The sequence below is a fragment of the Burkholderia sp. IMCC1007 genome (genome assembly GCF_027257875.1).
Classification (GTDB): Bacteria; Pseudomonadota; Gammaproteobacteria; order Burkholderiales; family Burkholderiaceae; genus Burkholderia.
Window position 1 is genome coordinate 224,307 of sequence record NZ_JAPVQY010000008.1, and the last position, 17,625, is coordinate 241,931.

Sequence of the window (17,625 nt, forward strand, 5' to 3'; positions counted from 1 at the left end):
TGCGCGGCCGTGCCGGTTTTCCGGTGCGGCCGGCATCCATTCCCGAGGCATCCCAGCATGGCAAGCGCAGACAAAGCAACCGTACCCTCGACCCTCCATGCCCTCGGCGGCGTTGCACGCTCCCGCCGGACCCGGCGTATCGGCCTCGGCGTGCTGATCTTTCTCGTTTTGTTCGGACTGCTCGGATTCTTCGCGGCGCCGCCGCTGATCCGCCACATCGCCGAACAGCAACTGAGCCAGCAGCTCGACCGGCCGGCCAGCATCCAGCGCATCGCGCTGAATCCATACACGCTGAACCTCGAGGCCGACGGCGTCCGCGTCGGCGAGCGCGGCGGCCGCGGCGACTTCGTCGACATCGGCAAGCTCGTCGTGCGGCCGTCGTGGTCGTCGCTGTTCCGCGGCGCGCCGATCGTCGACGAACTGCGGATCGATTCGCCGCGTTTTCATATCGTTCGCTACGACGCGCAGCGCTTCAACTTCACCGATCTGATCGAGAAGTTCTCGACGCCGTCCAAGCCTGACAGCAAGCCGACGCATTTCTCGGTATCGAACATCCAGGTCAACGATGGCCGGATCGACTTCGACGATCGTCTGCTGAACGAAAAGCACGTGGTCGACAACTGGACGCTCGGGATCCCGTTCATCGCGACGCTGCCGTCGAAGACCGACATCTTCGTGCAGCCGAAGCTGCGCGCGCGGTTCGACGGCAGCCCGATCGCGATCGACGGCAGGACCAAGCCGTTCGCGCCGTCGCGCGAATCCGAAGTCGCGCTGAAGTTCGATCGCCTCGACGTGCCGAAGCTGGTTTCGTACGCGCCGTCGAAGCTGCCGGTGATCGTGACGAGCGGCCTGCTGAGCAGCGACCTCACGCTGAACTTCGTGATGAGCGGCGATTCGCCCACGCTGCGCGTGTCCGGCACCGTCGACCTGAACGACGCGAAGGTGACCGGCCCGGCGTCCGAGCCGCTGTTCGCGGCGCGTGGCGTGCACGTCGCGGCGGCCGGCCTCGAGCCACTGCGCAACGTGCTGCATTTCGACGAGATCCGCATCGACCAGCCAGTCGTCGACCTGTCGCGCGACAAGCAGGGCGTGCTGAACGTCGAGAAGCTTGCCGGCCAGCCCGCCGCCGCGCCGAAGGCCACCGCGGCCAAACCGGTTGCATCGGGCGCATCGGCCACCACCACCGCCGCCGATGCGGCGAGCGGCGCAAAGGCCGAAGCCGCTGCGAAGAAAGCACTGCCGCTCGACCTCACGATCCGCCATTTCGCGATCGACGGCGGCACGGTCAACGTCGACGACCGCGTGCCGGCGACGCCGACCGCGATGTCGCTGACCAGGCTCGCCGCGACGCTCGACGGCTTCACGCTGCAGGGCAAGACGCCCGCGAAATACACGCTGTCGACGTCGCTGTCGCATGGCGGCGACGTGAAGGCCGAAGGTGCGCTCAACCTCGCGGCGAAGCAGGCCGACACGAAGCTGACGATCGATGCGCTCGCGCTGCCGGCGTTCCAGCCGTACCTCGGCGAAGCGACCCGTGCGCGCGTGCTCGACGGCACGCTCGGCGCGCGCGTCAACGCGAAGGCCGACTGGGGCAAGACGCCGCTCGACGCGCAGGTTGCCGACAGCACGTTGAGCCTGAAGTCGCTGAAGCTCGCGACGCCGGACGCGAAGGCGCCCGCGATCGCGCTGTCGGATGCGACCGCGACGATCGCGAAGATCGACGTCGCCGCGCGCAGCGCGGAACTCGCGAGCGTGGATGCGACGGGCCTCGGGCTCGACGTGAAGCGCCTGAAGGACGGCAAGATCGACCTCGCCGCGCTGGCCGAACCCGCGCAGGCGGCGGTGCCCAAGCGCACGGTCGCGCGCAAGGCCGAAGCGGTCGCGCCGTCGTGGCATTACCGGATCGACGCGCTGAACGTGAAGGATTCGTCCGCGAACTTCACGGACCTGTCGACGCCGCGCCCGGTGAAGCTCGCGATCAAGCCGCTCGACCTGTCGGTGCAGAAGATCAGCGACGACCTGACTAAGCCGCTGCCCGTGCAACTGAAGGCGACGCTGAACCGCAAGGGTTCGCTGGACGTGTCGGGCGACGTGACCGCGCAGCCGCTGAAGCTCGGCCTGAAGATCAACGGCAACCGCGTCGACGCGGCCGCGTTCGAGCCGTACTTCGGCAGCGCGCTGAACGCGACCATCGCGAGCGCGCTGCTCAACGCGCAGGGCAACCTGACGTTCGCGCAGGTGAAGGACGCGCCGCGCGCGACCTATCGCGGCGATGCCGCGCTGGTCGACGTGCGGATGCTCGACAAGGCGACCTCCGACCCGTTCGCGGGCTGGCGCTCGCTCGCGCTGTCGAACCTGAAGGTGCGCTACGACGAGAAGGGCACCGACGTCGACGCGGCGCGCGTGACGTTCTCGAACTTCTACGGCCGCGTGCTGCTCGATGCGCAGGGGCGGCTGAACCTGAAGGACGTGGTCGCGAAGCAGACGGGCCCCGCGCAATCGCTCACGCGCGACGCGAGCAAGGGTGAGCCGGTGCCGCTGTCGCCGGGCATGACGCCGCCGGCTGCCGCGCAGGGCGCATCGGCCGCGGCCGCGCAGCAGGCGTCCGCGCCGGCCGCGGCGTCGGCGACGGCGGTCGTGAAGGCCGCGCCGCAGCCGCAGAACCCGGTGCGGATGCACTTCGGCGAACTCGTGCTGCAGAACGGCCGTGTCACGTACACGGACAACTTCATCAAGCCGAACTACACGGCGAACCTCGTCGCGATCAAGGGCACGGTCGGCGCGTTCGGCACGGACTCGACGACGTCCGCGCCGGTCGACGTCGCCGCGAACCTGGCGGGCAACGGGCCGATCTCGATCAAGGGCTCGGTGAATCCGCTGATCGAGAAACCGGCGCTCGACCTGACGGCAACCGCGCACGACATCGAGCTGACCAACCTGACGCCGTATTCGGCGAAGTACGCCGGCTATCCGATCACGAAGGGCAAGCTCAACGTCGATCTGCATTACCAGCTCGCGAACGATCAACTGTCGGCGGACAACCACATCTTCATCGACCAGCTCACGTTCGGCGACCACATCGACAACGACACGGCGACCAAGCTGCCGGTGAAGCTCGCGATCTCGCTGCTGAAGAACACGCGCGGCCAGATCGACGTGAACCTGCCGGTGTCGGGCTCGCTGTCGAATCCGGAATTCAGCGTCGGCGGCCTCATCTGGCGCGCGGTGCTGAACCTGATCGCGAAGGCCGTCACGTCGCCGTTCACGCTGCTCTCGCATGCATTCGGCAGCGGCGGTGCGGATCTCGGCTATGTCGAGTTCGCGCCGGGCTCGTACGCGCTGACCGACGCGCAGCAGGGGAAGCTCGACACCGTCGTGAAGATGCTGACCGAGAAGCCGTCGATCCGGCTGGACCTGATCGGCCGCGTCGATCCGGCGAAGGACACGCCGGGGCTGCGCGACGCGTACGTCGATCGCCTGGTGCGCCAGCAGAAGCTGAAGGACGTGGTCGGCCAGGGCGAGAGCGTCGATCCGATGTCGGTGAAGGTCGATCCGTCCGAGTACACCAGGTACCTGACGCGCGCGTACAAGGCCGCCGACTTCAAGAAGCCGCGCAACCTCGTCGGCCTGCAGAAGACGCTGCCCGATGCGGACATGAAGCAGGCGCTCGCCGAGCACGCGCCGGCCGACGACAACGCGCTGCGCGCGCTCGCGCAGCAGCGTGCGGAAGCCGTGCGTCAGTACCTCGACGGCAAGATCGATGCGAGCCGCATGTTCATCGTCGCGCCGAAGCTCGACGCGAAGGGCATCGACGACAAGGGCGCGACGACGCGCGTCGACTTCGGGCTCCAGTAAGCCGCGCCCGGTACCGGGCCATCCACGCTCCGCCGCCGCCGCGTCCGCATGTCAGGCGGGCGCGGCGGCGCGTTTCGTTTCAGCGCACGGCGATCGCCGGTTCGCGCTTGTCCAGTTCCTTTCTCGCGGCCAGCGGCAGCCGCGCATCGTCCCACTGCGCGAGCCACTCGACTTCCTTCGTGGTGAACGTGGATCCGTGATTGCGCAACGCGTACTGCAGCGCGTCCACGACGTGATGGCGAATGATCTCCGGGGTCCGTGCATCGTCGAGCACGAACCGAAGCGCTTCCAGGGTCGACATACCAGGCTCCGGGTCAGGGAAAACCCTTTATCACACGCCAATAGTCGCGCGCCAACCCCGAAAAAAATCTTGCGGCGGGGAAGGCCGCGCCCCGTGCACCAGCGCGGTGCGGATGTCGGGGGCGCACGTCGCAGCGTGCGCCAGGTCACCGTGCTTTGCGACCGCTTCGTGTCACTTGCGATTGGTTACGTTTGATAGAAAACAGAAAGCCCCGCTTCATGCGAACGCCGCACGACGCGGCGATATTTTGCGCGCCTGTCGGCAAGTCACGCAGTTCAACATCAATCGATGAGGTGGGGTGATGATTTCGAGGTTCGCCAAGCAACGAAACATGGCAGTGATGGTGGCGGGCGCGCTGGCGCTCGCAAGCACGGGCGCCGGCGCGGCGCAGCAGGACGGCAACGCGCAGGGCAACGATGCGGCGCACGGCCGGCGCGTCGTGCAGCACGTGCTGCTGCTCAGCATCGACGGCCTGCACGAGCAGGATCTCGCGCGCTGCATCGGCGCGAACACGTGTCCGAACATCGCGGTGCTCGCGCAAAGCGGCGTCACGTACACGAACGCGTATACGCCCGGCCTGTCCGATTCGTTCCCGGGGCTCGCGGCGCTCGTGACGGGCGGCTCGCCGAAGACGGCCGGCCTGTTCTACGACGTGTCGTACGACCGCAACCTGTACGCGCCGAGCGACACGACGTGCTCGGGCAAGCAGGGCTGGAACGTCGTGTTCGACGAGACGACCGGCATCGACGCGTTCAACGGCGGCAAGCTCGTGAACCTGAACGGCGGCGGCGCGTTCAACCCGCAGGCGATCCCGCATGCGAAGGTCAACGGCCAGTGCGTGCCCGTTTATCCGCACAACTACGTGAAGACCAACACCGTGTTCGAGGCCGTGAAGGCCGGCGTGCCGAACGCGTACACCGCGTGGGCCGACAAGCACGCGTGGGGCTACGACTGGCTGAACGGCCCGTCGGGCACCGGCGTCGACGATCTCGCGCGCACCGAGATCAACTCGATCGACCCGGCGACGAACACCGACTACACGGACGTCTATTCGCACACCGCGCGCTTCGACAACCTGCACGTGCAGGCGCTGATCAATCAGATCGGCGGGCGCGATTCGACCGGCACGAAGACCGCGCCGGTGCCGACGCTGTTCGGCGCGAACTTCCAGACGCTGAGCGTCGCGCAGAAGGCGCCGGTCGCGAAGGGCGGCGGCTACCTCGATGCGAACTTCACGCCGAACGGGCAGGTCGCGAATGCGATCACCTATGTCGACAACGCGATCGGTGAGGTCGTCGCGGCGCTGAAGCAGGCGAACCTGTATGCGTCGACGGCCGTGATCGTCACGGCGAAGCACGGTCAGTCGCCGACCGATCACACGAAGCTCGTGAAGAACGGCGACACGCTGACGAAGCTGCTCGAAGCGAACAACTTCATCGACCCGAACGGCAACTTCGGCCAGAACAACACGACGACGGGCAACCTGAACGACGGTTCGGGCCTGGTCGGCACGGGCTTCGTGCAGACCGACGACGTCGGCCTGATCTGGCTGCGCGACCGCAACCAGCGCACGGCGGTGGTGCAGGCGCTGAACGCGAACCTCGGCTGCAACGCGCCGGGGATCTGCGCGGACGGGCCGCAGGCGTACGTGCTGTACGGCGCGGCGCTGGCCGACCGGTTCGGCGATCCGGCCAACGGCCGCACGCCGGACATCATCGTCCAGCCGAATCCGGGCGTGATCTACACGTCGAGCACGAAGAAGGACGAGGAGCACGGCGGCAACGCGCCGGACGACAGCCACCTCGGCCTGCTCGTGTCGTATCCGGGGCTGCATCGCGCGCGCACCGTGACGGACGTGGTCGGCACGAAGCAGGTCGCGCCGACGATCCTCGGGCTGCTCGGCGCTGATCCGCGCCTGCTGCAGGCGGTCGTGGCCGAGCACACGCGCGTGCTGCCGGGGCTCGGTATCGGGCATTGACGCTGCATGCCGGACGCCGCCGTCGCGCGGCGTCGGGCAACGGGCGCGTGCCGTCGTGCGGCGGTGTGCGCCGTTCGTTTTCGGGGCGACGTCGTGTCCCGCTTACGCGCGCCCGGCTTCGTCCAGCATCCATTCCCTGAAACGCCTCAACGCATCGCTCGTGTCGAGGCGCTCGGGCGCGTAGCACAGGTAGTGTCCCTGCGCGTCCACGTCGACCGGCGCGTCGAACGGCTCGACCAGCGTGCCCGCCGCGAGATTGTCGAGAATCAGGAAGCGCGGCACGAGGGCGATCCCGAGCCCGGCCTGCGCCGCCTGAATCAGCACCGAATACTGCTCGAAGCGCGGCCCCGCCAGCGCGTTCATCTGCGTCGCGCGATGACGCTCCGCCCACGCGGACCACGCGATCTCCGCCTGCTCGTGCACGAGGCGCGGCGCCGCCGCCGCGTCGGCCGGTGCGTGTAATGCATGCCGGTCGGCGAATTCGCGCGAGCAGACCGGCACGAAGGTCCGCCCGCCGAGATAGTCGCTTCGCACGCCTTCCCATCCACCGTCGCCATAGCGGATCGCCGCGTCGAGTCCGAACGGAAACACGTCGCCGGGCGCGAGATGACGGCGAAAGCTCAGCGTGACGCCCGGCGCGGCGGCGAGAAAGCGCGTCAGGCGCGGCAACAGCCATTTGGTCGTGAACGTCGGCACGCTGGCGATCGTCAGCAGGTCGCTGTTCTCGCGGGCGCTCAGCAGTTCGATCGACGCGTTGCCGATTTCGCGCAGCGGCCCGACGACGCGCGCGTGATACACCTGGCCGGCACGGGTGAGCGCGAGCCCGCGCCCCTCGCGCACGAACAGCTTCACGCCGAACAGCGCCTCGAGGTTCGCGATCTGCCGGCTGACCGCGCTCGGCGTCAGGCCCAGTTCGCGGGCCGCATAGGAGAAGTTCAGGTACTTCGCGGACGTGGCGAATGCATGCAGCTCCGCCACGTTCGGATACAGGTGCTTCATGGCGGGCTGTTCCGTCCTTGCACAGGTCGATGCGCGCTTTTTACGTTTTTTTCATGACGATGCCATGTCGGAACCGCACACTGCGCCGGCTTCGACAACGCACGCCGGCCTCATCTGGCAGGCGTTGCGCGAGGTTTTTTTCCGATCGTCAGCGAGTGTTTTCATGCCTGAGTCAACCGCCCCGGCCATCGCCGACGGTATTCCGATTCGTCGTAACAAACCGGCCCGGCCTTCCGTCGGGCGCTTGCTGCTGCAGGCGCTGCTCGCGGGGTTCGGCCTCTACCTGCTATTGCCGATCGCGTTGCTGCTGATCGGCGCGGTCGGCGAATCGTGGACGAACACGTTGCTGCCCGCCGGCGTCACCGGGCACTGGTTTGCCGACCTGGCCGCGAACCGGAGCTTCACCCGCGCGTTCGGCGTGAGCTTCATGGTGGCGCTGGCGTGCTGCGCGCTCAACGCGGTGATCGGCCTGCCGCTCGCGTATGCGCTGCATCATCGCGCGCAAGCCGGCGGCGGATTCGCGACGCGCGTCGTGATGCTGATGCCGGTCGCCGTGCCGGCGCTGACGCTCGGCTTCGGCTACATCGCGATCTTCAGCGGCGACACGTTGCCGTGGCTCGGCACGTTGCCGCTGATGATCGCGGCGCACGCGGTGTTGACGCTGCCGTATCTGCTGCAGACGCTGCTCGGCGACCTGCGCCACCTCGGCCTCGCGCGGCTCGAGGCCTGCGCGGCGACGCTCGGTGCGACGCCGCTGCGCCAGTTCGTCACGATCGTGCTGCCGAACCTGCGCCACAGCGTGTTTTCCGGCCTCGTGATGGTGGCCGCGCTGTCGATCGGCGAATTCCAGATCTCGAACCTGATTGCCGGCTTTCGCTACCGGAACTATCCGATCGTGTTGCTGAAGGCGTTCTACGGCGCGACGGGGATGGCGTGCGCGGCCACCGTCGTGCTGCTCGTGCTCGCCGTGCTCGCCACGCTCGTGTCCGTCGGCACCGTGCAACGTCTGAAGTGAGTCATCCATGAGTCTTGAATTCGAACACGTCAGCTTTCAGTATCCGGGCGCCCGTCATGGCGTCGACGACGTCACGCTGTCGGCCGCGCAGGGCGAACTGCTCGCGGTGATGGGGCGCAGCGGGTCGGGCAAATCCACGCTGCTGCGGCTCGCGGCCGGGCTGCTCGACGGCTGGCGCGGCCGCATCGCGATCGGCGGCGACGACGTGGCCGGCGTGCCCGTGTGGCGGCGCGGGGTCGGGATGGTGTTCCAGCACTACGCGCTGTTCCCGAACCTGTCGGTGGTCGACAACGTCGCGTACGGGCTGCGGATGCGCGGCGTCGCGGCCGACGTGCGGCGCCGGCGCGCGCTGGGCATGCTCGAGCGGGTCGGGTTGTCCGCGCATGCGATGCGCGGCATCGCGATGCTGTCCGGCGGCCAGCAGCAACGCGTCGCGCTGGCGCGGGCGCTCGTGATCGAACCGAAGCTGCTGCTGCTCGACGAGCCGCTGGCGGCGCTCGATGCCGGCATCCGCCATCAGTTGCGCGACGAGATTCGCGCGCTGCAGCGCGCCTGCGGCGCGACGACGCTGTTCGTCACGCACGACCAGGACGAGGCGCTGAGCATGGCCGACCGCGTCGCGATCGTCGACGGCGGCCGCGTGCTGCAGGCCGGCACGCCGCGCGACCTGTACGAGCGCCCGGCGACCGCGCAGGTCGCGCGCTTCGTCGGACATTCGACGCTGCTGCGCGGCCGCGTGCTCGCGCACGGCATCGTCGACGTGCGTTTCGCGACGCTGCGCGCGGAAACGGGCGAGCACCGGCCGGGCGCGGAGATCGAGGTGCTGGTGCGACCCGAACACGTGCAGGCCGATCCGCCGGAGCACAGCGCGAACCGCATCGACGGCCGCCGCGGCGACGTGCGCTATTTCGGCGCGACGCAGCGCTACGACTTCATTCCCGCCGGCTCGGCCGACGTGCTGCTGTGCGAAGGGCGCGAGCCCGCCGCGCGCAGCATCGCGATCGACCCTCGCCATCTGCTCGTGCTGCCGGCGTCGCCGGCCGCGCAATGACCTCTTTCGTTCAACGGAGATTCACGATGCTTGCAGGCTCCCTCTTTGTGAAGGCCATGCGCGCCCGCGTGCTGGCGCTGTGCGCGCTCGCGGCGCTTTCCTGCGCGGCGGCGCACGCCGCACCGCTGTACCCGGGCGAAGACGCGCTGTACGCAAAGGCGGCCGACGAAGGGCTCGTCGTGTCGTTCGACACCGGCCCCGAATGGGCGAACTGGAAGGCGCTGTTCGCCGAATTCCGCAAGCGCTACCCGAAGGTCGAGATCACGTACAACGACATCGGCTCGGCCGCGACCGTCGTCGCGCTCGACAAGTCGCGCCGCCGTCCGCAGGCCGATACCGCGTACTACTTCGCGGCGTCGGCGCTCGACGCCGCGGGCAAGGACGTCGTCGCGCCGTTCCGGCCCATCAACTTCGACAAGCTGCCGGGCGTGTTTCGCGCGACCGACGCCCGCTGGTTCGCCGTGCATTCGCTGAATATCGCGTTCCTCGTCAACCGGAAGCTCGTCAAGAACGTACCGCAGCGGTGGTCGGACCTGCTGAAGCCCGAGTACCGCAACGCGGTGGTCTACCTCGACCCGCGCTCGACCGGGCAGGGCCAGGTCGCGGTGTTCGCGGCCGCGTATGCGAACGGCGGCAGCGTCGAGAACCCGAAGCCGGGCGCCGACTTCTTCGGCAAGCTGAAGCAGGCCGGCAACGTGCTGCGCGTCGAGGGCACGACGCCGTACGCGAAGTTCGTGAAGGGCGAGATTCCGATCCTGATCGGCTACGAGAACGACGGCCTCAAGGCGAAGTACGCGGACGGCATGGGCGACGCGGCCGACGTCGTGATTCCGCAGGACGGCAGCGTGTCGGCGCCCTATGCGATGAGTCTCGTGAAGAACGGCCCGAATCCGTCCGCCGCGCAGCTCTGGCTCAACCTCGTGATGAGCGACGTCGGGCAGGCGCTGTTCGCGCAAGGCTATGTCCGTCCGGCGGTGCCGGGTACGCCGGTCGCACCGGAGGTCGCTGCGAAGCTGCCGAACGCGCCGCAGGTGCGACCGCTCGATGTCGCGAAGGCGGCGGCGCGCAAGGCCGAGGTCGACCAGCTGTGGTCGCAGGCCACGCTCGGCCAGTAAGGGGCGCGGGATGCAGGCTTCCTTACCCGAGCGCGGCGTGCTGCGCCGCTTCGGCGCGCTGCCCGCGGCGGCGCTGCTTGCGGTGTGCTTCGTGCTGCCGCTGGCCGCGCTGGTCGATGCGGCATGCGCGGGCGGCGGCCGTGCGTTCGCGGCGGTGTGGCGCGATCCGCTCGTCGCCGATGCGATCGCGCGCTCGCTGGCGCTGGCGGTGGGCGCCGGCACGCTGTCGGTCGCCGTCGGCGTGCCGGTCGCGTTCGCACTCGCCGGACAGTCGCCGGGCCGCCGCCACTGGTCGCTCGCGCTGCTCGGCGTGCCGCTGGCGTTTTCCGGGCTGGTGATCGCGTACGGGTTCATCCTCGCATTCGGCCGCGCGGGCTTCGTGACCACGCTGCTGGCCGCGCTGGGCGCCGATCCGACCGTGGTCGGCGGCGCGATCTACACGATGCCGGGGCTCGCGCTCGCCTATGCGTACTACCTGATTCCGCGCGTCGCGCTGATGATCTACCCGACGCTCGCGAATCTCGACCGACGGCCGCTCGAAGCGGCGCTGACGCTCGGCGCGCGGCCGTGGCGCGCATGGCTCGACGTCGCGTGGCGCGAGCTGTGGCCGTCGGTCGCATCCGCGTGGTGCCTCGTGACCGCGATCGCGCTCGGCACGTACGGCACGGCGCTCGCGCTGGCCGGCACGCAGATCAACATCCTGCCGCTGCTGATGTATCTGAAGCTGTCGGACGGGCAAACCGATTTCTCGCAGGCGGCCGTGCTGTCGATCGTGCTGACGGCCATCTGTACCTGCGTTCTTGCACTGGGGGAAGGCCTTGTTCGGCAACGGCGTCATTGAAAGTGCGTGGTCCGAACCGGCGCGCGACGCGCTCGCGCGACTGGCGCAACGGCAACGCGGCACGCAGCGGCACCGGATGCCGGTCGGCGTGATCGGCCCGCGCGACGCGACGGATGAACAGATGCGGGTCGCGGAACGGATCGCGCATGCGGTAGCGGCGACGGGTATCGCGCTCGTCGGCGGCGGCAAGCAGGGCGTGATGGAGGCCGCCGCGCGCGGTGCGCACGCGGCCGGCGGCTGCGCGATCGGGCTGTTGCCCGAAGACGATGCCGCGCTGGCGAATCCGTACCTGAGCGTCGCGCTGCCGACCGGGCTCGGCATCACGCGCAATGCGCTGGTCGCGCGCGCGTCGGTGTGCCTTATCGCGGTGGGCGGCGGGCTCGGCACGCTGTCCGAAATCGCGCTCGGGCTGCAGTGGGGCAAGCCGGTGTTCACGATTTGCGGTGCGCCGCAGGTCGCGGGCGTCGAATGCTTCGACGAAGCGGATCGGCTCGTCGCGCGCGTCGCGCAGTGGCTGGCCGATTCGGCGTAGCGCGGAGGTATCGGTACGGCGCTTCGTCCGGCGCGCGTCGTGCCCGGGCTTGAAACGGTGCGCACAACCCGCCATATTGGCCGGGTATCACCCGTCCAACGACGCACCGAAAGGATCGTTTATGCGCCTTCTGCTTGCCCTGCTGCTCCCGTGGTTCCAGTTCTTCACGATCGGCCGCCCGATCGCCGGGATAATTTGTCTACTCCTGCAACTCACGATCATCGGCTGGCTGCCGGCCGCGATCTGGTCGGTGTATGCGCTGAGCCAGTACAAGACCGATCGCAAGATCGAGGCAGCGCTGCGCGGGCGGGGGTAGGCCACAATGAGTGGCAGCGGAACCCATTCCGGGCAGTTCGGCCGCACAGTTTGCATTTCGGTAGAAATTTATATACTTTATTCGTATCGACAGATAGGATTTGTATAGATTTTTGCCGAAATGACGAATTCCTGCACCATTCAGCTGCACGCCGCCGGTCGCTGGCACGACATCGGCAGCGTCACCTTGTTCGGCGAGCCTGACGAAGGATGGCGCGGCCGTACGTATTCGGGTTACGACGTCGAATGGATCGTTTGTCATCAGGCTGCGCGTGACGCGCATGCGATGTCATGCACTTTTCCGGTCGAACTCGAGCCGCTGGTGACATCACACTGGCCGGTTTTCCTGATCGATTTGTTGCCGCAGGGTTTCGGCCGCCAGGAACTATTGCGCCGCCTCGATTTGCCGGAAACGGCGGAGGAGCGTGCCGACTGGCCATTACTGCTGGCGGGAGCTGGCAATTCGATCGGCAATCTGCGGATCAAGGAAGCCGCGCAGTGGCTTGCCGAGCGACAGGGGCCGCAGCAAGGTTTCACGGACGACGACGTTGCCATGCGCGGAGACGCATTCAGCGAGTATCTCGCCGAACACGGATTCTTCGTTGCGGGCTCTTCGGGTGTGCAGGGTGAATGGCCGAAGCTGTTGCTGACCCGCGCTGACGACGGACTGCTCTATCTCGATCACACGTTGCCCGACGAGCGTGCGGTTGCGCACTACATCGTCAAGTTCGGGCGCGGCAGCAACGAGCGCCTTGCACAGATCCTGCGCCACGAAGCACCCTACATGGCTTTGGCCCGGCGTCTCGGGCTGCGCGTGCATGCGGAGTTGACACTGCGTGATCGAGCCCTGTTCATTCCGCGGTTCGATCGTGCACGAGTCGGCGACGGCGTTGTCCGGTTCGCTCAGGAAAGCATTGCTTCGTTGACGGGCAAATCCGGCTTCGGCGTCGTGCCGAATCACGACGAGGTATGCGCGCATCTCGTACGCCAATGTACGGATCCCCAAGCCGAGATTGCCGAGTACTTGTGTCGCGACGTCGCCAATCTTGCGTTGGGCAACAAGGACAATCATGCGCGAAACACCGCGTTGCAACGCGATTTCCAAGGGCGCATCGCGCTGACGCCGCTTTTCGACTTTGCACCGATGTATCTGCATCCCGATGGCATTGCGCGACGCATTCGCTGGGAGGGAAATGATGCCGGTCGGCCAGATTGGGAGCGGGTGCTCGATGGGGTTGTCCGATCGAGCGAGCAGCAGGCGGGAGAGGGGCAGCCCGTGCTGGATCGTGACGCACTGCGTGCGCGGCTGCATGCAATGGCGCCACGTCTGCAGGAGATCGCCGATCAGGGTGCGGATTTTGGCCTAGAGCCCGACGTGCATGCATTTCTGAAACCGGGCCTGGAGCGGCTGGCCCGTGAACTGGATGCGCTGCGCTGAGCGGGCACGACACCATGGACAAACGCTATAACGCGATGTCGCTTCCCGAACAGCTCGCGCTGAGGCGGCAAGCGATCGAGGACGTACTTGCGCACCCGGAATGGTCGCTGCGCGAATCGGTGCGCCATCTGAAGAAGACGATGCGGCTGACGAGCGCCGAAATGGCCAAGCTCGCAGGCGTGTCGACCAAGACGATTCAGGATATCGAGCAGGGCCGCAGTGACGGGACGGTACAGACGATGAGTCGCATCTTCGGCATGCTGGGGCTCAAACTGGGTGTGGTGCGGCAGGACGCGTAGCCGGGAGACGTGTTGTCCGCGGGCTCTTGCGGCGCTGGCAGTATGCGGCTGAAGCCGCAGCCATCCACGACAAAACGGCCGCCCGGGCCATCGTTCGACCCGGGCGGCCGCTCCGCCTACTTCACCGCAAACAGCGTCAGGTTCATGAAGATCTTGAACGCATAGCCGAGCGTGACGGCGCCGAGCACGCCGCCCGCCCACAGAACGACGAACCACATCCAGCCGCGCATTTTCGAGCGCGGCGCGCTGGGCTGGCCGGCGGTGGAATCAGTGGTGGTAGTAATGCTGGTCTTCATGGCGCACCTTGCCTCGGAATACCCAATAACCCATCGTCGTGTAGGCGATGATGATCGGCAGGATAACCGCTGCGCCGACCAGCGTGAAGGTCTGGCTCGAACGCGGCGCGGCCGCTTCCCAGATCGTCATCGTCTGAGGAATCGCATACGGGAACAACGTGACGAGCAGCCCGACGTAGCCGAGCAGCACGAGCGCCAGCGCGAGCACGAACGGCGTCATGTCGTGGCGGGCGCGCACCGCGCGGCGCATCCACACCGCGCAGCCGGCGACCAGGAACGGCACCGGCAGCAGGCGCCAGAACAGCCCCGAATCGAACCAGCGCTGCGCGATGGCCGGATCCTGCAGCGGCGTCCACAGGCTGATCACCGCGATGAAGCCGAGCAGCACGACGGTCAGCGGCCACACCACGCGATGCAGGCGGCGCTGCACGTCGCCTTCGGTCTTCGCGACGAGCCAGCAGCAGCCGAGCAGCGCATACGTGACGATCAGGCCGAGGCCCGTCAGCAGGCTGAACGGCGTGAGCCAGTCGAACGCGCCGCCGACGTACACGCCGTCCTTCACGTCGATGCCCTGCAGGAACGCGCCGAGTGCGATCCCCTGGAACAGCGTCGCGCCGGCCGAGCCGCCGATGAACGCGAGATCCCACAGCTGCTTCGTGCGGCGCGCCTTCGCGCGGATCTCGAACGACACGCCGCGGAAGATCAGGCACACCAGCATGAAGATCAGCGGCAGGTACAGCGCCGACAGCACCGTCGAATAGACGATCGGGAACACCGCGTACAGCCCGGCGCCGCCGAGCACGAGCCACGTTTCGTTGCCGTCCCACACGGGCGCGACGGTGTTCATCATCAGGTCGCGTTCCTTCTCGTCCGGGAAGAACGGGAAGACGATGCCGATGCCGAGGTCGAAGCCGTCGAGCACGACGTACATGAAGAGCCCCAATGCGATGATCGCGGCCCAGATTACGGTGACGTCCATAGGTTTTCTCGTATGCGGAATGGGTGGGCTCAGACGGTCTCGATCAGTTCGTCGACGGCCGACATCGGGCGGCGCGCGGTGTGATCGCGGCGCGTGTCGGGGGTGTCGTCGTGCTTCGCATCGGGCAGCGCCGGGCCGGCCTTCATCAGCTTCAGCATGTAGTACACGCCGGTGCCGAACACGAGGAAGTACACGATCACGAACGTCATCATCGACAGGCTGACCTGCTGCACCGACAGCGGCGACACGGCTTGCGCGGTGCGCATCACGCCATAGACGACCCACGGCTGGCGGCCGGCTTCGGTCGTCACCCAGCCCGCGAGCAGCGACACGAAACCGGTCGGGCCCATCACGAGCGCGAAGCGCTGGAACCACTTCGATTCATACAGGCGGCCGCGGCGGCGCAGCAGCCAGGCGAGGGCGGCGAGGCCGATCATCGCGAAGCCGAGGCCGACCATGATCCGGAAGCTCCAGAACACGACCGTCGAATTCGGGCGGTCCTCGGGCGGGAAGTCCTTCAGCCCGCGGATCTCGCCGTCCCAGCTGTGCGTGAGGATCAGGCTGCCGAGGTGCGGCACCTGCACCGCGTAGCGGGTCGTTTCCGCCTGCATGTCCGGAATGCCGAACAGGTTCAGCGCGGTGCCGCCCTTCTCGGTTTCCCACAGCCCTTCGATCGCGGCGATCTTCGCGGGCTGGTGCTTCAGCGTGTTGATGCCGTGCTGGTCGCCGATCACGGCCTGCAGCGGCGCGAGTATCAGCAGCAGCCACAGCGCCATCGAGAACATCTTCTTCACGCCCTTGTCGCGGCGGCCCTTCAGCAGGTGCCACGCGCCCGTCGCGGCCACCACCAGCGCGGCGACGATGAACGCGGCGATCGCCATGTGGAACAGGCGGTACGGGAACGACGGGTTGAAGATGATCGCGAACCAGTCGGTCGGCACGACGCGGCCGTCGACGATCTCGAAGCCCTGCGGCGTCTGCATCCAGCTGTTCGACGCGAGGATCCAGAACGTCGAGATCAGCGTGCCGATCGCGACCATCAGCGTCGCGCCGAAGTGTGCGCGCGGGCTCACGCGGTTCCAGCCGAACAGCATGATGCCGAGGAAGCCGGCTTCGAGGAAGAACGCGGTCATCACCTCGTACATCAGCAGCGGGCCGGTGACGGAGCCCGCGAAGCTCGAGAAGCCCGACCAGTTGGTGCCGAACTGATAGCTCATCACGACGCCGGAGACGACGCCCATCCCGAACGCGACCGCAAAGATCTTCGACCAGAACAGGCACAGCGTCTTGTAGTACTGCTTGCCGGTCTTCAGCCAGCGATATTCGAGCACGGCGATGAAGCTCGCGAGGCCGATGCTCAGCGCCGGGAAGACGATGTGAAAGGAGACGGTGAACGCGAATTGCAGGCGGGCCAGATCGAGGGCCGAAAATGCGGTGTCCATACCAGTTGACCGAGGCTGACGATACCCGACGGCGGGTGCCGGCGGACCCCGGCGGACGTGCGTCGGGGTTGGCTGGAGTATGGATCGCGATGTTGCGCCTCGAAATGTGCCAACTCGTCGCAGATGTCGAGCCCGTCGCGCGTGATTTCGGCGTAAATCATTGATTCGTATCAACAACGGGGCGCGCGACGCGCGCGGGCGCGGCGTGGCGGTCTGCCGCACGTGCGTCAATATGGCGCGTCGCATCATCGGAACGATCCGGCGTATCCGTGCACGCCGCGTGTAACGGGAGGCACGCGGCCGGCGCGCTGCCATCGTCCTGTTCAAGTCCGCGCGAATCCGTTTCCACGCATTAGTGTGTAACGCACGATGGCGTGCCGGCGCGCCTCGTTGCCCGTGTCTGTCACACCAGTAACGTCGCGCAACAATCGTGTGCGTGCGCGTAATGGATGCCGGATCGCGCGCGGCGTAGCGTTCCCAGTATCGGGTTCGTATCGACGAACCGTGTTCCCGGAGAACGTGACGTGAATGGATTGAAGCTCGCGCTGGGCGCGGCCGCCGCGGTGGCCGTCGCGACGGGCGGCGTGGCGCATGCCGCCCGGGTCGGGGTCTATGTCGGCCCCGGTTACCCGTATTACTACCCCGTCGTTCCGGCGCCGTATTACTACCCGCCGCCCGTCGTCGCGGTGCCGGTCGATCCCGGCCCGCCGCCCGAGTACGTCGAGAAGGATCAGCCGCAGGCCGGCGGCGACGCGGACCTCTGGTACTACTGCGACGCGTCGCGGCATTACTACCCGTATGTGAAGACCTGCAAGTCGGGCTGGCGATCGGTGCCGGCGCGGCCGCAGTGATGGAGCCCCGATGATGAACCACGCAATTCGATCCCTGCGTGTGCCGGGCGTGCTGGCGCTGGCCGGCCTGCTCGGCGCGTGCGCATACATGCCGGCTGGCCCGAGCGTGATGGCGCTGCCGGGCACCGGCAAATCGTTCGACCAGTTCCGCGTCGACGACGCGAACTGCCGGCAATACGCATTCCAGCAATCGGGCGGCGTGAGCGCCGGACAGGCATCGACCGCGAGCGCGCTCGGCAGCGCGGCCGTCGGCACCGCGCTCGGTGCGGCGGCGGGCGCGGCGTTCAACGGCGGCAGCGGCGCGGCGGTCGGCGCGGG

16 protein-coding genes and 1 pseudogene are annotated in these 17,625 nt (G+C 67.6%); 12 read left to right on the forward strand and 5 right to left on the reverse strand.

Annotation, left to right across the window (positions count from 1 at the left end):
• Positions 1 to 57: 57 nt before the first annotated feature.
• Positions 58 to 3,855, forward strand: coding sequence for a DUF748 domain-containing protein (locus tag O1Q03_RS11090; protein ID WP_269503391.1), 3,798 nt, complete (start codon positions 58 to 60; stop codon positions 3,853 to 3,855).
• A 79-nt stretch (positions 3,856 to 3,934) separates the two neighbouring features.
• Here O1Q03_RS11090 and O1Q03_RS11095 read toward each other — a convergent pair whose 3' ends face one another.
• The gene (locus O1Q03_RS11095) at positions 3,935 to 4,156 is read right to left on the reverse strand and encodes a hypothetical protein (RefSeq protein WP_269503393.1); all 222 of its coding nucleotides are present in this window, start codon (positions 4,154 to 4,156) and stop codon (positions 3,935 to 3,937) included.
• A gap of 301 nt (positions 4,157 to 4,457) precedes the next feature.
• Here O1Q03_RS11095 and O1Q03_RS11100 point away from each other — a divergent pair, with 301 nt between their 5' ends.
• On the forward strand, positions 4,458 to 6,134 hold the full coding sequence (locus O1Q03_RS11100) for an alkaline phosphatase family protein (protein ID WP_269503395.1): 1,677 nt from the start codon (positions 4,458 to 4,460) through the stop codon (positions 6,132 to 6,134).
• Between the two features lie 102 nt (positions 6,135 to 6,236).
• Here O1Q03_RS11100 and O1Q03_RS11105 read toward each other — a convergent pair whose 3' ends face one another.
• Positions 6,237 to 7,133, reverse strand: coding sequence for a LysR substrate-binding domain-containing protein (locus O1Q03_RS11105; RefSeq protein WP_269503396.1), 897 nt, complete (start codon positions 7,131 to 7,133; stop codon positions 6,237 to 6,239).
• A 163-nt stretch (positions 7,134 to 7,296) separates the two neighbouring features.
• On the opposite strand from O1Q03_RS11105, the gene O1Q03_RS11110 reads away from it, so the two are divergent.
• The 8 genes from O1Q03_RS11110 (at position 7,297) to O1Q03_RS11145 (ending at position 13,739) form a co-directional block, all read left to right on the forward strand.
• Positions 7,297 to 8,148 carry an ABC transporter permease gene (locus O1Q03_RS11110; protein WP_269503397.1) on the forward strand — a complete coding sequence of 284 codons (852 nt, stop codon included), beginning with the start codon at positions 7,297 to 7,299 and terminating at the stop codon, positions 8,146 to 8,148.
• A gap of 7 nt (positions 8,149 to 8,155) precedes the next feature.
• The gene (locus O1Q03_RS11115) at positions 8,156 to 9,199 is read left to right on the forward strand and encodes an ABC transporter ATP-binding protein (protein WP_269503398.1); all 1,044 of its coding nucleotides are present in this window, start codon (positions 8,156 to 8,158) and stop codon (positions 9,197 to 9,199) included.
• A gap of 26 nt (positions 9,200 to 9,225) precedes the next feature.
• The gene (locus tag O1Q03_RS11120) at positions 9,226 to 10,314 is read left to right on the forward strand and encodes an extracellular solute-binding protein (protein WP_269503400.1); all 1,089 of its coding nucleotides are present in this window, start codon (positions 9,226 to 9,228) and stop codon (positions 10,312 to 10,314) included.
• A gap of 10 nt (positions 10,315 to 10,324) precedes the next feature.
• Positions 10,325 to 11,155, forward strand: a complete 831-nt coding sequence (locus O1Q03_RS11125; RefSeq protein ID WP_269503402.1) for an ABC transporter permease — start codon at positions 10,325 to 10,327, stop codon at positions 11,153 to 11,155.
• Positions 11,156 to 11,231: 76 nt separating this feature from the next.
• Entirely contained in the window at positions 11,232 to 11,687 is a 456-nt protein-coding gene (locus O1Q03_RS11130) for a TIGR00725 family protein (protein WP_269503428.1), read from the forward strand.
• A 121-nt stretch (positions 11,688 to 11,808) separates the two neighbouring features.
• Positions 11,809 to 12,003 (forward strand): YqaE/Pmp3 family membrane protein, encoded by a 195-nt coding sequence (locus tag O1Q03_RS11135; protein ID WP_034206306.1) that lies wholly within the window; start codon positions 11,809 to 11,811, stop codon positions 12,001 to 12,003.
• A gap of 120 nt (positions 12,004 to 12,123) precedes the next feature.
• A complete protein-coding gene (locus O1Q03_RS11140; protein ID WP_269503405.1) occupies positions 12,124 to 13,440 on the forward strand; it encodes a type II toxin-antitoxin system HipA family toxin in 1,317 nt (438 codons plus the stop codon).
• Positions 13,441 to 13,454: 14 nt separating this feature from the next.
• Positions 13,455 to 13,739 (forward strand): helix-turn-helix domain-containing protein, encoded by a 285-nt coding sequence (locus tag O1Q03_RS11145; protein WP_126368508.1) that lies wholly within the window; start codon positions 13,455 to 13,457, stop codon positions 13,737 to 13,739.
• Between the two features lie 116 nt (positions 13,740 to 13,855).
• Here O1Q03_RS11145 and O1Q03_RS11150 read toward each other — a convergent pair whose 3' ends face one another.
• From O1Q03_RS11150 to O1Q03_RS11160, 3 genes are read right to left on the reverse strand one after another with little or no spacing between them, the layout of a single operon-like run.
• On the reverse strand, positions 13,856 to 14,035 hold the full coding sequence (locus O1Q03_RS11150; protein ID WP_269503407.1) for a hypothetical protein: 180 nt from the start codon (positions 14,033 to 14,035) through the stop codon (positions 13,856 to 13,858).
• Positions 14,007 to 15,014: a cytochrome d ubiquinol oxidase subunit II gene (gene cydB, locus O1Q03_RS11155; RefSeq protein ID WP_269503409.1), complete on the reverse strand. Its 1,008-nt coding sequence runs from the start codon at positions 15,012 to 15,014 to the stop codon at positions 14,007 to 14,009. Before cydB ends, O1Q03_RS11150 begins: the two co-directional genes overlap by 29 nt.
• A gap of 29 nt (positions 15,015 to 15,043) precedes the next feature.
• A complete protein-coding gene (locus O1Q03_RS11160; protein ID WP_269503410.1) occupies positions 15,044 to 16,456 on the reverse strand; it encodes a cytochrome ubiquinol oxidase subunit I in 1,413 nt (470 codons plus the stop codon).
• 524 nt (positions 16,457 to 16,980) lie between these two features.
• Here O1Q03_RS11160 and O1Q03_RS11165 point away from each other — a divergent pair.
• A complete protein-coding gene (locus O1Q03_RS11165) occupies positions 16,981 to 17,307 on the forward strand; it encodes a hypothetical protein (protein WP_269503411.1) in 327 nt (108 codons plus the stop codon).
• A 13-nt stretch (positions 17,308 to 17,320) separates the two neighbouring features.
• A pseudogene (locus O1Q03_RS11170) lies at positions 17,321 to 17,625 on the forward strand (hypothetical protein); the annotation flags it as partial.

Bases quoted from the DNA above. Each gene is read 5' to 3' on its own strand.
- O1Q03_RS11135 (WP_034206306.1), top strand. From the start codon at position 11,809: ATGCGCCTTCTGCTTGCCCTGCTGCTCCCGTGGTTCCAGTTCTTCACG.
- O1Q03_RS11105 (WP_269503396.1), bottom strand. From the start codon at position 7,133: ATGAAGCACCTGTATCCGAACGTGGCGGAGCTGCATGCATTCGCCACG.
- O1Q03_RS11095 (WP_269503393.1), bottom strand. From the start codon at position 4,156: ATGTCGACCCTGGAAGCGCTTCGGTTCGTGCTCGACGATGCACGGACC.
- O1Q03_RS11110 (WP_269503397.1), top strand. From the start codon at position 7,297: ATGCCTGAGTCAACCGCCCCGGCCATCGCCGACGGTATTCCGATTCGT.
- O1Q03_RS11150 (WP_269503407.1), bottom strand. From the start codon at position 14,035: ATGAAGACCAGCATTACTACCACCACTGATTCCACCGCCGGCCAGCCC.
- O1Q03_RS11145 (WP_126368508.1), top strand. From the start codon at position 13,455: ATGGACAAACGCTATAACGCGATGTCGCTTCCCGAACAGCTCGCGCTG.
- O1Q03_RS11125 (WP_269503402.1), top strand. From the start codon at position 10,325: ATGCAGGCTTCCTTACCCGAGCGCGGCGTGCTGCGCCGCTTCGGCGCG.
- O1Q03_RS11120 (WP_269503400.1), top strand. From the start codon at position 9,226: ATGCTTGCAGGCTCCCTCTTTGTGAAGGCCATGCGCGCCCGCGTGCTG.
- O1Q03_RS11100 (WP_269503395.1), top strand. From the start codon at position 4,458: ATGATTTCGAGGTTCGCCAAGCAACGAAACATGGCAGTGATGGTGGCG.
- O1Q03_RS11130 (WP_269503428.1), top strand. From the start codon at position 11,232: ATGCCGGTCGGCGTGATCGGCCCGCGCGACGCGACGGATGAACAGATG.
- O1Q03_RS11140 (WP_269503405.1), top strand. From the start codon at position 12,124: ATGACGAATTCCTGCACCATTCAGCTGCACGCCGCCGGTCGCTGGCAC.
- cydB (WP_269503409.1), bottom strand. From the start codon at position 15,014: ATGGACGTCACCGTAATCTGGGCCGCGATCATCGCATTGGGGCTCTTC.
- O1Q03_RS11160 (WP_269503410.1), bottom strand. From the start codon at position 16,456: ATGGACACCGCATTTTCGGCCCTCGATCTGGCCCGCCTGCAATTCGCG.
- O1Q03_RS11115 (WP_269503398.1), top strand. From the start codon at position 8,156: ATGAGTCTTGAATTCGAACACGTCAGCTTTCAGTATCCGGGCGCCCGT.
- O1Q03_RS11090 (WP_269503391.1), top strand. From the start codon at position 58: ATGGCAAGCGCAGACAAAGCAACCGTACCCTCGACCCTCCATGCCCTC.